This is a genomic window from Lactiplantibacillus sp. B652, assembly GCF_023806745.1.
GTDB lineage: Bacteria > Bacillota > Bacilli > Lactobacillales > Lactobacillaceae > Lactiplantibacillus > Lactiplantibacillus pentosus.
Genome location: NZ_JAMSKY010000003.1, coordinates 245,220 through 259,418, shown reverse-complemented (window position 1 = coordinate 259,418; position 14,199 = coordinate 245,220). Strand labels below are relative to the sequence as shown.

Sequence of the window (14,199 nt, the reverse complement as noted above, 5' to 3'; positions counted from 1 at the left end):
TAATCATGATTCACTAATTTGCTACATGAACAATTATCTCAGGCAATGCTGCCACCACCACTGACCTATCGCGCAATCCGTACCTGCAAATAAGCCGCCAACTGATCGACGGACCGAAACACGAGCTGATCCGCCTTTGCATCAGTCTGCTGGTCGGGGTCCCAAGCTGCAGTCAAGCATTGAATCCCTGCTTGGGCCGCAGCCTCAAAATCTGAGCGCGTATCACCTACGTAGCAGACCGCTGCTGGACTTAAATCCTGCGAACTTAATAATTGTCGTAAGTTGGCCGCTTTATTTGGCTCGAATTCCGACCCGTACAACTTAATGGGAAAGAAAGCCGTCAAAACAGTCATTGCCAGTGAAATTTGACAACTCTTAGCCGCCTTGCCCGTCACTAACGCTAATACAATCCCTTGCTCGCGAAGTCGTGTTAGTAGTTCAACCATCCCCGGATACGGTACAGTCACTTCTCGATGCGCCTGGGTATACGCTTCATAAAATGCGGCTAACGCTTCTCGCCAGCGTGGCCCAGCAACTGATTTGACCATCCCAATTTCGTTTAAGCCAAAGGTGTGCACGATTGCTTGAGTCGTCAATTCATGCTCGACGTAAGGTGTGACGCTACTGCGAAAGGCTTTGATCACCATCGAAATCGTCGGCGCTAAGGTGCCATCAAAATCAAATGCCACCATTTTAAGCATGCCGCTCCTCCTGATTGATCTGCCGAATCACTCGACACGGGTTACCGACCGCCACTGTATTCGCAGGAATATCCTTGACCACGACGCTGCCGGCACCAATCACTGAACCTGCACCAATCGTGACGCCGGGAATAATAATGACGCCACCGCCAATCCAACAACCATCCGCAATCGTCACTGGTTTCGCATATGTCTGACAGAAGTACTGCCCACTATCCGGCTGCCAATCAGCCCGTAACCGATCTCGCAATTCGACCGGGTGCGTCGCCGTGTAGATCTGAACATTCGAGGCAATCAGCACGTTGTTGCCAATCACGATTCGATTACAATCCACAAACGTACAATTCATATTGATTGAAACATTATTGCCAATTGAAATATTGCGGCCATAATCGCAAATAAACGGGCTACCAACCGACACATTCTGGCCGACTGCCGCAAACATCGCCCGTAACAATGTCTTTTTCTCATCCTTTTGATCATAAGCAAGTTGATTGTACTGGCTCAAAAGTTCCCGTGTGTGCCGTTTCATCTCCAAAAAAACCGGTGCATGTGCATCATAGTTCTGACCACTCAAGCTCTTTTCAAGTTCATCCATCCCTAAGCGCCCCTTTCACTATCCAGCTTAAAAAACGAACCGTTACGCTTCAAGTCACGAATCGTTTCTTTTCGTTATAACCGTTTGGACAAGGTCTCAATAACATAGACGACTGGCACCTGTGTTGTCAGATTATAGTTTCCATTAATCCGCTGATGCGTCAACTGGTAGGCAAAGTTCCAATCGGAGAGCTTGGCAATCGTGGACTGGGGCTGATTGGTGATGCTTAAAATTGGGCACTGTTGCTGCTGAAAGTGTTGAATCAGGGTCACGAGTTCGGGGGTCTCACCACTCTCTGATAGCGCGAGAATCACCGGGTGTTGCTGTTCAAACGCACTGACGGGATACTTACTATCCTCGAGGCCAAACGCCATCTTACCGGCATTGGTAAAACACCGTGCAGCATAGCGGGCCAAGCTACCTGATGAGCCGATACCGACAAAAATAATCAGCGACGCTTGCCGTAAAGCTACAATCGCTGGCAAGAGTTTTTGTTCATAAGCGGCTGAATTGGTTTTGGCAAAGAAGTTAGCCAGCTCGCTGATGTCACTTTGTGGTTCATAGGTCGTCAATTGTTGCTGCTCATTTTTCAATGCCTGCTTAAAATCCCGATAACCGGCAAACCCATTCTTGACACAGAATCGCAAAATCGTGGAAGTCGATACATGCAATTCGTGCGCTAATTCACGGATACTCATGTACGCCACTTTATCCATATTCTTGACGATATACCGATAAATCGCCACATCCGTTTCATTATACTTTTCAAGCTGTTCGTAACTAAACATGACTTGCCCCATTTCTCATCCATTTTGGCCGCTTCGATAACTATCACCGTGACTGCCATTGCCGACTTAGCAGACCTAGATTATTCATTGCTTAAGGCACGGTCTTACATTGATCAATGCTCACATTGCCGCTTTAGCCAAGGTCAAGCATCCTCATCTATTTAAGCGCTTTCGCAATGTAAATACAAGCCGTTAATGTGGAACTCCCCGATTCCTAGACCGCCGCGAACTGGTCGGCCATCATCACGATGCACAGTCGGCGCTAATTAATACCGTGATGATACGGGCCCACCCGGTACCTAACATCATTGCCACATTTTTTGTGTAAAAAACCGCTTAACCATGCAAATACGGTCAAGCGGTTGATCAATTTTTATTAAGTCGATTGCTACCCTTCATACACTAAGAACCAGTTTGACCTATTTCGGCTAGTCCCGCTTTATAAGTGATGAAGATAGCCACAATGTTAATATCACTGAACATAGTAATTACCAATTTCACAATACCAGGGTAAAATCAACCCCCTCAGGACGGTTCCCCCAACCCTGCTAATGTCCGTTGAAAACTCATCCGCCGAATGTGGCGCGGAATAAATTGGCGAATGTCATCATCATTAAAGCCTACTTGGAGTTTGTTCGGACCGACGATTAGCGGCCGCCGCAATAACTGGGGCTGATTGCACAGCAAGTGTAGTGTTTCATTAAATGACATATCCGGTAACTTATCCGCAATTGATGGATAGGCCTGAGCCCGGGTCGAGATAATATCATCCAAACCATTCTCAGTTAAACTCAGAATTTGTTTGAGCTCATTAACCGTCGGAGCCGACGTTGTAAAGTTCTTTTCTTCAAACGCAATTTCGTGGTCTCGGAACCACTGACGGGCCTTTCGTGATGAGTTACAACCTGCTTGAGTAAACAATTTAATCATAATTCTTTTCGCCTCCTCGGTTAGTGTTTTTATTATGATAATTATAACTTGATTATTATTGTAGCAGGTAAATTAATATTTTGTAAAGTCCTGAACGAAGTAATCTTAAAAAATTCACGATTTTTTCATAATTAATTATGGTACGGATAATAGTTATATTATAGTAGAAAGTGACATTTTCGCTTACTTCGCGATTTAAAATTAATTTTGCATTGCTTGCATTAATCGGGATGCTAACAAGTACTTCACCTGATATTTGACCGCTAACTGCTTTAAATATGGCCCCAACTGGTCAGAATCGGGCGTCAGTGTCGCCAGCAAATCCAGATAGTGCTGCTTTTCTGCCTCGGTACTTTCACGTTTGAAATAACCCCACACGTGTTGATAGGCGTTCGTGAGCGTGGCCGTGGTTGGTGGAATCTTCTCGACTTCCAGCAACAATTGCTCAAAGCGCGCCGCTTTTTGTGCTGACCATTGATTGCCACGCGCTAACGTACGCAAAGCGTTATAATGCTGCTGAGAACGCGCCATGACCCAATACTTTTGCCACGCCCAGACTCGTTGCCATTCCGACATATCCGCTCACCTCCAATCCATGTTTTAACAGGATTATAGCGGATTGTCCGGCCAAAATGAATCAATTTACACTAGCCACGCATTGTGCTAGTTAATTTGTCATGAATCATGATTAAATCATGACAATTTCTAAGTTCAAGTGCTGCCAGCTGAGACCCGCTGGAAAAAGTGCGACTTAGCGTAAACTTGCTGTTGTGGAGACGTCCTAGGCCGGCTTCCAGGCATTCTGGTCAATGGCCGTAACGTGGTGGACACAGATTTAAGCCGACAACCCACGTCTTAAATACTGGTCTTTCACTAACCAAGCCAAAAACGCTTGCTAAGTGAAATTTCACCACTTGGCCTTGCCCAGAATACCTTCCAGCCGGGATGGTATTCGAAAGGCGGACATGTGCGGACCCAACTTTAAATGAACTGGTCGTTGATATTTGGCACACGCCATGTTGACATTCGGCTGTAGGACTGGCAAGTTTTCAGATTATCCTGTTGTATTTCAATTCTGCGAATCTTCAGTATTACTGAAGATTGTATAGATTTTGTCTACTCGCCTGAAGTGACAATATGCTAAGTGAGGCCAGGACTATCGACTAATTTCATGGCATTTTACCAACATTTAAATGCGACAAATCAGTGTAATGCTGATTCAAAGTTTACTTGAAGTTACTGCAACTAAATATTCATTGGTCAATTGCACCAAGATAGGTGGCCGTTCATCTGCCATTCGAGCGGGTTCCCGACTGTAGGGGCTGGCTGACAATGCTCAGTAGCCAAATTATTCTTAGTCGGAAGTGCTTTTCTTCCGGCTTAGAATAAGACTCGTATTTGAAATTGCGCAGTGGGTTTCTGCGTGAGTTCAAATCGATGTCGGCTTACGTTCCAGCAATTGTCAGCCGGCCCCGGAAGTCGGACTAAGGCGCGCATCGGCTGACAAACAGGACGCCAACTTGTCATGATTTAACCATCTTTAAGGCTAAAGAATAACTAGCACAACGCGTACTAGCTATTTTTAGACAAAAAAACTTCACTAACTTTTGAGCATGGTCAAAAATTAGTGAAGTGACTACTGATTGTTTGTTCTGTTTATTGACAAATCTAATACCTATTCGACGTTTATTTAAGTCAGCCAATCACGGACTAAGCATTCGGCCACAGGAAATCGATCAATAATCGGTCAACTTGCCGATTCTCATGCAACTTGCTATGTTGGGCCTGTTTTCCAGTAATTTTGACTTCACGATAGGACTTCGCCCGACCTGCAACCAGGTAGCGCAATGATTGTGAAGACGCGTTGCTAACAGAGCCATCCGAATGCGTGCCATCACCCTTATCGCCATAAATGTTCAAAACTCGCACTTGATTGCGTGGGTACACTTGCCGTAATCCCATTAACTGGCGATAAGCCGGTTGTAATTTATTAGGCCGTCCCGCAGCATTCAATTTCATGCGATTCGGTTCGTCATCCATGCCTAAAATGCCGTTGAAATGGCCTGCGATATCGACTTGGCGTTTGAGCTGTGGTAACCGTTTATTCTGGGCGTTGGCGAGTAAGTAGTAGGTAATGGCCATGTTACCCATCGAGTGTCCAACCATATTAAACGCTTTGATACCATAAACCTGCTGCAACGCCACGACGACATTTTTGGCCCAGCGTCCAACCGTTGGATAGTCTGACGAACGATTTGCAGCAAAATTGACCTCAACGATTGGCCGGTAGTCACCCGCTTTAAAATGGCCCTGCAAAGTCACCGCACCATTCCTAGCGACCATCGCACGAATAATGGTGTGCGTCCCACCGGCTTTGACGACTGCATTAGCCATCTGCGTCTCGGCATGGTAGCTACTACCCCAGCCATGGAAAAAAGGGTTGGCACGTAACGCTGACCGTGGCTGTGGCGCTGCTGATGCGTGTTGGACGCGTTACGTTGCCCACATCCGCTTAGCAACAAGATTAATCCCAATAATAATCCCCATAATCGCATTCTTTTCACTGATATTCCCCCATATTCATCTGAATTAATTTAGTTTAGCACTTGCCTCGCCTGGACGCTATCGTTGGTCATCATGATTAATCACTAGTCATCGCATCCATGTCCGAGTATTGACTTTCGCGAGTACCTGCTAAGGATCAACACCCTTATAACCAGCTGGGACGATCACCATCCGTGTTGGGCTTATTGATGCCGACACTGGCGCGTTGATACTTTTCCGGATGGGCGATTACCGTCATCGCAAAATCCGCGACACTCGCACGTGAGACTTCGGTACCCTTGAACGGTTCATCCGCAGTCGTCAATTCGTAATCGACCTCACTAGCATCCGTTAACCAGGCCGGTCGAATTTCCGTATAGTTGACAGTCGATTCACTGAGTAACGTCGCGGAGGCCCGAAACCCAGGTAAAAAGTCAGCGATTGCTTGTTCGTTCCAAGCACCAAACTTTCCAGGCACTTCATGATGGGCGCCAAGCGCGCTAATAAATAGCAGGCGTTGTTGCTTAGTCTGTGCCATTGCAGCCAAAATGCTGCGCGTCTGAGCGGCCAGGTCGACCCCACCAACGTTGGAATAGACTAAATCCACCGGTGCCATCGCTGCGGCTAACCGGGCGGTATCTAACACATCACCATCCAACACCGTTACGCGCGCTTGCGATTGATACTGCGCCAGTCGTTCTGCATGGCGTAAGAACAAGACCAATTCGTGATCCGTTTCAGCGAGCAAGCGGTCAATTAAAATTCTAGCGGTTCCACCGTTTGCGCCAATAATCATGATTTTTGTCATTTAGCTGCCTTCCTTTCTGTTGCGACCCGCGGTGTCACTTGCATCGTTGCCTGCCGTGGCCCACTTGCAACCATCGGCATCAAGTACGGACTGCCGGCATACTTCTTACGGTAAGCTTGGTCGATTTGATCATTCAACGCTTCGTCCGTCACTGGTTCAAAATAAACCAGGTGATTGGCTTCTGCCAGATGAATCCGCCCCGCTTTTTGAGTCAGTGCCGAGCGATACCACCGTGATCGTGGTCCATTCCACGCTCGGATATACAAGTGTTGATTCACGACGACCGACCAAATCCAAGTTGGCGTGCCATATGTCCGACCATCGCTATAAAATGGTGAAACTTGAAAGTCATCGGCTTGGCTAAAAGCCGTTAACTGCGACGCGGACCACTGTTCGGTCGTGGGCGTCACATCCGTTTGATTATATCGAGCTGTCATTTTAACGCTCCTCCGTTCTTAATCGCTAATCAAGCTGGTTAGAGGGTGAATCCGCGGCCCAAGACTCGTAAACCCAGTCTTGTCCCACATTTTTCACCCCGTCACCGCGATTAGCTGTTCTTAACTTCAAGTCCCATCTTAAAGCTTGACAAGCACCATGTCGAATGCTTATATTGAATTTGAAATTATGCAGAATTGTAATAGTAAGGAGTGGTTTAAATGGAATTACGTGTTTTGCGGTATTTTCAAGCGGTCGTCGCCGAGCTCAACATTAGCCGAGCAGCCGCGCGCTTACATGTCTCTCAGCCAACGATTTCACGCCAACTTAAGGATTTAGAAGATGAACTTGGCGTCACCCTATTTGAACGGAATGGCCGCCATATCCAGCTCACAAGCAGCGGTGAATACTTCGCGACGCAGGCCAATCAAATTATTGCGTTAGCCGATAAGACACTCGCTAACATTAATACTGCCAAGCAAATTAGTGGGACTGTCGAACTTGGCAGTGCCGAAGCCCGGAGTTTTCTAACGATTGCGCAATCAATCAAAAAATTACAACGCCATTATCCAAAAATCAAAACGAACGTGATTAGTAGTAACGCCAATCAGATCCGTACCAATCTTAAATCTGGCAACTTCGATTTTGGTGTCGTGATGGAACCGACCGATAAACATGACCTGAATTTTATCCAACTGCCTGGCGAAAGTCGTTGGGGCTTACTGGTCCCGCGCAATTCACCACTCGCTGACCATGACCATATCACGCTGGCAGACCTGGAAGGCCAGAACATCATTACTTCGGCGCAGCATGGCACCATCAATCAGCTGCAGGAATGGTACGGCGAAAGCACCCCGAAGTTTAAAATCGTTGCCACCTACAACTTGCTCTACAACGCTTCACTGCTAGTCTCTGCCGGTGTCGGTTACGCGCTAGGCGTCGACGGGATCATCAACACCAATCAAACGGACTTGACTTTTATCCCACTGGCCCCCCGTCTAACCGCCAGAACCAGCCTCGTTTGGCTCAAAGGACAGCGCTTATCGGAAGCAGCCCATGCGTTTTTGACCCAGCTAGCGGATGATCTGCAACAGCCGTTACCGGCGATGCACCAGTAAACATCATTTGACGCTTTGCCGGTAACTTATTCATCGGTTGACTTTGCCCGCTCTGTTGACCTTCAGACTCGTTTTATCGTCCCAGCGAACCAAATAATTGAATTGACCACAACCAAAATGCTAAGCTAGGTTATCAGTTTAGGGAGGAATCAATTCAAATGAAAGCAGTTATTATCAATCAATATGGTGGCCCCGAAGAATTACAAATGACCACTATCGACCGGCCACAGATTGCCGATGATGAGGTGCTAGTCGCAGTGAAAGCCACCAGTATCAACCCAATCGACTGGAAAGCACGCCAAGGCCTACTTAAAGGTATGTTTGATTGGCAGATGCCCGTCGTACTGGGCTGGGATGTAGCCGGCACGATCGTCGCAGTCGGTGCGGCCGTCACCCAGTTCAAAGTTGGTGATGACGTCTTTGCTCGCCCCGATATTTACGAAGATGGCCTGCGCGGCACTTACGCCGAATATGCAGCCGTCAAAGAAGACAAGTTGGCCTTGAAGCCTGCTGAGCTGACTTTCCAACAAGCGGCTGCACTGCCATTAGCTGGACTGACGGCCTATCAAGTCGTTCACGACCAGTTGAAGTTGCAAGCTGGTGAAAAGATTTTGATTCAAGCCGGTGCGGGCGGTGTCGGTTTGAATGCGATTCAAATCGCTAAATATCTCGGCGCCGAGGTTGCGACGACTGCCAGTGCTAACCATCATGATCTGTTGAAGCGCATCGGTGCCGATCATATCATCGATTACCACACCACTGCCATCCAAGACGTGCTCAAGGATTACGATGCCGTCTTCGATACGATTGACGCCATTGATGATGGTCTAGCCATTCTCAAACCTAATGGCCGGCTCGTGACGATTGACGGTCAACCGACCGAAGCACAAAAATCAGTCGGTCCAGCAGTTTCCAGTTGGTGGTTACAGCCAAACGGCCGTGAACTCGCCATTCTAGGCCAGCTCGCCGTTGAAGGCCACCTACAAGTGATCATTGACCAGGTCTTCCCATTCAGTACGGAAGGGTTGCAGGCCGCACACCGTTATAGCGAAAACAGTCATAGTGCCGGCAAACTCGTGATTGATGTTGGCACTGAGGCTTAATCTGGCAATAACTGGCAGGGCTGATAAAATCGGTCATTCTGCACTGCAGTATAACCAGTCATCGATATTTAGTATCAAATTTAACAAGCTGATTCAAGACTAAAAAGATGCATTCAGAATTCGACGTTGAATTCTGAATGCATCTTTTTATAACAATTGATTAGCTGCAACCACGTTCTTGCGACAACTGCGCTCACTTTCATGGTTCGATTATAAATCCAGCAATCTGATTAGCCCTGTTCAGGCGGCGTCGGCCAGTTACCCGGTGCTGTGATGTGTGGCGTTTGATTGCCACGTTGATACTCTTGTTTGACCGCTAATTGCCCAACCAGGTTCAAATAGTTGAACGGTTGATTGAAGTTCGGTTGAAAGAACATGTCTACATAGGCCAAATCATCGATCGTATTCTGATTTTGAATCATCACTGAGACCGTATTGGCTGCTTGCGCAATGTCATGCTGACTCCAGAATTGTGCTCCGAGAATCTGCCGACTTTGATAATCGTAGACCAAGTCGATCGTAACTTTGGCCGTACTGGGCATGTAAGCGGGACGCCAATCGCCTTGATAAACGACGTGGCGGACCGGCAATTCACGTTTTTTGCCGCGGGATAAGTCAACCCAGTCGTCGCCATCGTGTGGTCAAAGAATTGCATGGCCGAGGTCGCCTGCGTCCCCATGTAGGGTTGCAGGTCACCAAATACGTTAATGCCCGCGAGCGCGCCTTGACGTAGGGCGTTAGTTGCCAGCGGTGTATACGCCGGCTGACCGGTGGGATTGTAATTGACCACGCAGGCATCCCCAGCCGCATAAATATCCGGGTTGGACGTTTGCACATATTTGTTGATCAGAATCGCACCATGACGGTCCATCGCGACTTGTCCGCGCAATAATTCCGTATTGGGCATAAAACCGGCACAAACGATGGCTAAATCAACTGGATAATCGCCCTGCGCCGTTTCAACGACGAGCTGATCATCTGACCCACTGGTGAAGCCCGTGACCCGCTCATCCAAATGCACGTCGACTTGGTGGTCGCGTAACAGTTGTGCCGCTGCACCGGCCATCTCGGGGCCAAGATAATTATTTGAAATTTGCGAATGGGAATGAAACAATTTGACTCGATACCCCATGCTAGCGTAACTTTCAGCTAGTTCGGTCCCCATGTATCCAGCCCCGACAATGGCGACCTGCTGATTGGGTCGTAGTGACTGATAAAGCTGTTCGGCCTGTTGGTAATTTTTACACAGCAGGACTTTTTCATGGTCGATTCCCATGATGGGCGGCACGATGACTGAGGAACCAGTCGCCATGATGAGCTTGTCGTAAGTGTCGACAAAGACTGCGCCCGTCTGCATGTTTGCCACCTGAACGGACTTGTGCGCCGTATCGATTCGCAGCACGTTATGTTGGGTCTTGACTGCCGCACCCATTGCCGTTAAATCTGCCGGTGACGCGTAAAACATGTCCTCAAGGTGTTGGATGACCCCCGTTAAGTACAAATAGATTCCACTCGAAACGAACGAAACGTTATCATTTCGTTCATAAATCGTCACTGCCGTCTCTGGATGACGTGTTAAAATTTCGCGTGCCGCTGCGGTCCCCGCATGGGTGCTACCAACGATAATTACTTTCATCTTACCGAATCTTCCATTCTGCCAGATTTGTCACGCATTAGTCAGCGTGCTTAACATTAACCACTATTCAATTATTATATCGCGACCCCCATCATTTGTATATGTGTCGATGAAAATAAACCTAGATCGTGCCAAACTGGCCTGCCCTTGATCACAGCCACTGATTGGTCTTGGCCACCCGAATCGCTTCTAATCGATTATGCACGCCTAGTTTGCTAAAAATCGCTGACAAATAATTGCGGGTCGTTCCGGGTGATAAGTACAGATTAACCGCAATCGTCTTCGTCGGTAACCCCTTTTCCGCTTCAGTAAGCACCGCTAGTTCCCGCTCCGTCAGCGGATTTTTATCAGCAGAGAGCATATTAGTCACGAGTTCCGGGGCGTAGATGGTCTGACCGGTCATCACGGATCGAGTGGCCGCAATCAACTCGTCACTTGGACTGTCCTTAAGTAAATAACCGGCGACCTGGGCATTGACTGCACGCTCAAAGTACCGTTGTTGGGCAAAAGTGGTCAAGATGATCACCTTTGTGGCGGGTTGCCGCGTGTGTAAGCAATCCGCCACATCCAGTCCGGGCATACCGGGCATCTCAATATCTAAAATCGCCACATTTGGCTGTAACCGTTGCAAGTCCTGCCAGGCCGCGGTTCCATCAGTGGCACTGCCGACCACGTGTAAATCATCTTCTAATTCCAATAATTGCGTCAAAGCTGAATTCAACATACTTTGATCTTCGGCTAAATAGACCATTATCATGCGTTCTCACGCTCCTTTGGTAGTTTTAACGTCAACCAGGTGCCACGCCGCGAACTGGTAATTGCAAAGGTTCCCCGATTAGCTTGTAACCGCGACTGCATACCCGTGAGACCGTTGGCGCCCTGACGCCTTAATGTGCCGCCCTTACCATCATCTTGAAACACGGTTTGATAACTAGTCGTCGTCTCCGTAAAATCAATGGTAACAGTCTGTGCATGGGCGTGGCGAATCACATTGGTGATGGCTTTCGACCAACACCGCCGCAAAACAGCTCTGAACCGTCGTCGGCCACTTGGTTGCTTGGGCCTCTCCAGTCGTGGTGACCCACACCCCAGCCACCGCCAAATTGTGCGTTTGGTCCAATAGCATTTCGGTCAACGATTGCTCATGCAAGTTATTGACGATTTCACGAACCAGTTGTAAATTTTGGCGGCTGGTCTGTGCGATTTCGGTCAATTCCGGCGCCACCTTGTCAGGGGCTTTGACCAGTAACTTGCTAGCGAGTTCTGCTTTGAGCGTAATCATGGAAAAACTCTGGCCCAGCGTGTCATGCAAATCACGAGCGATGCGCTCTCGTTCGTGACGTTCAACAATTGTCTTCAGGCGCCGATTGGTTTGATTGAGTTGCCGTTGCCGTTCGATCGACCGCGAGAAGCTATAGGCTAAAATTGGTGAGGTAAATGGAAACACCAACCCCATCAAGTTGCCATTTTGCCACGTAAACGTGCCTGGAAATTGCAAATAGTCCAGCACACACCCCCCGACCAAAAATACATAGTACGCCATCGCAAACCAGTAAAATTCTCGTTTAGGGCGGCGCGCAAGCAAAAAGCTCACTTGCCATCCGGGAAAGATAATCATAAAATTATTCGCCGCAAACAAGGCAAATAGGCCCGTCACTGCTAATTCAGCTGGTATGGTCACAAAACGCCAACGGGGCTTTTCAACCACGAGGATATACAGCACCAGAAAACAACCGACCAGCGTGAGCCACAACCAATCGCGCCAGGATTTGACCGGGAGATAGGCTGCAATGGTATACAGCAAATAGACGAGCCACACGTAGCTCGTCCATTCTAAGTTTTTAAAGCGTTTGTGCTTATGCTCGAACAATCCCATTCCCCCGTTTAAGCAAACGCCGAGTCCCCCAGCTGATCACGACTAATAATCCCAGCGTCCACGCACCAATTCCGAATAGATTCGTTTTATCAAGTGTACCATGCATCATCCAAGTTCCCAACAAATCGTTCATGTAAAAAGTCGGCAAGTGTTGACCAATCACTTGGACCCAGTCCGGTAACATGCGGATTGGCCACCACAAGCCACTCATGATGGCCATTGGAAAGGTAACTAAATTACTGGCAACACTCAAGGTCTCCGCGCGATTGAGGAAGGATAACGCAACGCCAATCAACATAATCGGCACTTGTCCGATGATTGCGATGCCGAGCACGCCGAACCACTGGCCCAGAGTCAAACTGACGTGGTTGACCAGCACCGCAATCGTCCCCAACACGGCAACTGACAGGAGATTCATCAGTAAGCCAAGGATCCCAATTGAGACATAGTAAGGCACGAGTCCATGGGGCGTCAGTTGTAACCACCGAACCAATCCTTTTTCACGGTCATGCATCAAGATCTGCGCAATGCTAAACAACCCATTGATGGCAATGCTGTAGACCGTCATACTGCCCATATAGGCAACATTAAAAGCGGCCATCTGTGCCGTAGTGCCGCCAGTCATGGCCTTGGTAAATAAGAGATAAAAGCCCGCTGGCATCATGAGCGCAAAAAATTGAAACGCGACGTTTCGTAAAATTAGTCGCCGACAATCAAAACTGAGTTGTGCAATCAAGACGTTCATGCTGGAACCCCCTTCGTCAGATGAACAAAAATATCCGTTAACGATTCACGACTAATCGTGAGTTGATGACATTCACTCAGCAATGGTACCAGTGCCGCTAACGTCACATCACCGTCTTCACTACTCAAACGTAGCTGGTCACCCTGTTTTGCGACCGCCGTCACGGCTGCCAAATCCATGAAAGCGGCAGTCGGCAGCGCCGTTTGACAGATAAATTCGACTTGTTGGTACTGCTTTTGTAAAGCCGCCAATGTCCCTTCAAAGGCGAAGTGTCCGTCTTTGAGTAACATGATACGGTCCGCGACTGCTTCGATTTCCGGTAAATAGTGGCTGGTGATAATAATCGTCTTGCCACTGGCCTTCAACTGCCGGATTCGTTGCCAAAACGCCTGTTGAGCCGTCGTATCCATCCCGACAGTTGGTTCGTCTAAGAACAACAACTCCGGATTGCCAATTATCGCGAGCGCAAAGGTGACGCGCCGTAACTGGCCGCCAGATAAGGCCGTCAACCGACGTTTGGCTAAATCTTCAAGCCCTAATTCAATCAACAACTGCTGCGGGTCAGTCGTGCTTTGACGCTCGGCATTCGTCAAAGTGAGCATCTCTCGGACCGTCACCCCTTGAATCGGCATGTCACCTTGTAACATCGAGCCAATTTTGCACCGTGCTTCTAGGCTTCCTGGCGCCTGTCCAAAGACTGTCAGCTGTCCCTGTTGCGCGTGATTGACGCCTAATAACAGATTGAGTAACGTTGTTTTCCCCGCCCCATTTTCACCAATTAATCCGATAATTTCGCCCGGTGCAATCGTCATGTTAATCCCACTTAAAACTGACTGCTGACCGTAGCTAAACGTCACATCGGTTGCTTCAATTAACGGTGTCATCATTGACCGCCTCCTTTTTAATGACTTAAGTTT

Annotated in this window: 12 protein-coding genes and 3 pseudogenes; 2 read left to right on the top strand and 13 right to left on the bottom strand. The window is 48.2% G+C overall.

Going from position 1 to position 14,199, the window contains the following annotated elements; translation table 11 throughout:
• Positions 1-65 precede the first annotated feature (65 nt).
• From MZO40_RS06015 to MZO40_RS05980, 8 genes and pseudogenes are all read right to left on the bottom strand, one after another.
• The gene (locus tag MZO40_RS06015; protein ID WP_105962079.1) at positions 66-701 is read right to left on the bottom strand and encodes an HAD family hydrolase; all 636 of its coding nucleotides are present in this window, start codon (positions 699-701) and stop codon (positions 66-68) included.
• Positions 694-1,299: a sugar O-acetyltransferase gene (locus tag MZO40_RS06010; protein ID WP_105962078.1), complete on the bottom strand. Its 606-nt coding sequence runs from the start codon at positions 1,297-1,299 to the stop codon at positions 694-696. Before MZO40_RS06010 ends, MZO40_RS06015 begins: the two co-directional genes overlap by 8 nt.
• 74 nt (positions 1,300-1,373) lie before the next feature.
• Positions 1,374-2,087 (bottom strand): MurR/RpiR family transcriptional regulator, encoded by a 714-nt coding sequence (locus tag MZO40_RS06005; protein WP_252133158.1) that lies wholly within the window; start codon positions 2,085-2,087, stop codon positions 1,374-1,376.
• Between the two features lie 525 nt (positions 2,088-2,612).
• Complete coding sequence (locus MZO40_RS06000; RefSeq protein WP_088771201.1) at positions 2,613-3,017, bottom strand: Spx/MgsR family RNA polymerase-binding regulatory protein; 405 nt, start codon at positions 3,015-3,017, stop codon at positions 2,613-2,615.
• A gap of 201 nt (positions 3,018-3,218) precedes the next feature.
• A complete protein-coding gene (locus tag MZO40_RS05995) occupies positions 3,219-3,593 on the bottom strand; it encodes a YbgA family protein (protein ID WP_105962077.1) in 375 nt (124 codons plus the stop codon).
• 1,134 nt (positions 3,594-4,727) lie between these two features.
• Positions 4,728-5,581, bottom strand: a pseudogene (locus tag MZO40_RS05990) (alpha/beta hydrolase).
• 146 nt (positions 5,582-5,727) lie between these two features.
• A complete protein-coding gene (locus MZO40_RS05985) occupies positions 5,728-6,369 on the bottom strand; it encodes an NAD(P)H-binding protein (RefSeq protein ID WP_105920034.1) in 642 nt (213 codons plus the stop codon).
• Positions 6,366-6,806 (bottom strand): DUF2255 family protein, encoded by a 441-nt coding sequence (locus MZO40_RS05980; protein WP_105962075.1) that lies wholly within the window; start codon positions 6,804-6,806, stop codon positions 6,366-6,368. Before MZO40_RS05980 ends, MZO40_RS05985 begins: the two co-directional genes overlap by 4 nt.
• Positions 6,807-7,025: 219 nt before the next feature.
• Here MZO40_RS05980 and MZO40_RS05975 point away from each other — a divergent pair, with 219 nt between their 5' ends.
• Both MZO40_RS05975 and MZO40_RS05970 read left to right on the top strand, forming a co-directional pair.
• Complete coding sequence (locus MZO40_RS05975) at positions 7,026-7,922, top strand: LysR family transcriptional regulator (RefSeq protein ID WP_105962074.1); 897 nt, start codon at positions 7,026-7,028, stop codon at positions 7,920-7,922.
• Positions 7,923-8,080: 158 nt separating this feature from the next.
• Complete coding sequence (locus MZO40_RS05970; RefSeq protein WP_088771196.1) at positions 8,081-9,025, top strand: NADP-dependent oxidoreductase; 945 nt, start codon at positions 8,081-8,083, stop codon at positions 9,023-9,025.
• 230 nt (positions 9,026-9,255) lie between these two features.
• Here MZO40_RS05970 and MZO40_RS05965 read toward each other — a convergent pair.
• The 5 genes and pseudogenes from MZO40_RS05965 to MZO40_RS05945 form a co-directional block, all read right to left on the bottom strand.
• Positions 9,256-10,661 (bottom strand): annotated as a pseudogene (locus MZO40_RS05965) (FAD-dependent oxidoreductase).
• 151 nt (positions 10,662-10,812) lie between these two features.
• Positions 10,813-11,418: a DNA-binding response regulator gene (locus MZO40_RS05960; protein ID WP_252133157.1), complete on the bottom strand. Its 606-nt coding sequence runs from the start codon at positions 11,416-11,418 to the stop codon at positions 10,813-10,815.
• Positions 11,415-12,537, bottom strand: a pseudogene (locus MZO40_RS05955) (sensor histidine kinase). The gene MZO40_RS05960 and the pseudogene MZO40_RS05955 overlap by 4 nt, the downstream one beginning before the upstream one ends.
• Entirely contained in the window at positions 12,518-13,282 is a 765-nt protein-coding gene (locus MZO40_RS05950) for an ABC transporter permease (protein ID WP_088771192.1), read from the bottom strand. Before MZO40_RS05950 ends, MZO40_RS05955 begins: the two are co-directional and overlap by 20 nt.
• On the bottom strand, positions 13,279-14,166 hold the full coding sequence (locus MZO40_RS05945) for an ABC transporter ATP-binding protein (protein WP_105962087.1): 888 nt from the start codon (positions 14,164-14,166) through the stop codon (positions 13,279-13,281). The genes MZO40_RS05950 and MZO40_RS05945 overlap by 4 nt, the downstream gene beginning before the upstream one ends.
• Positions 14,167-14,199: the final 33 nt, after the last annotated feature.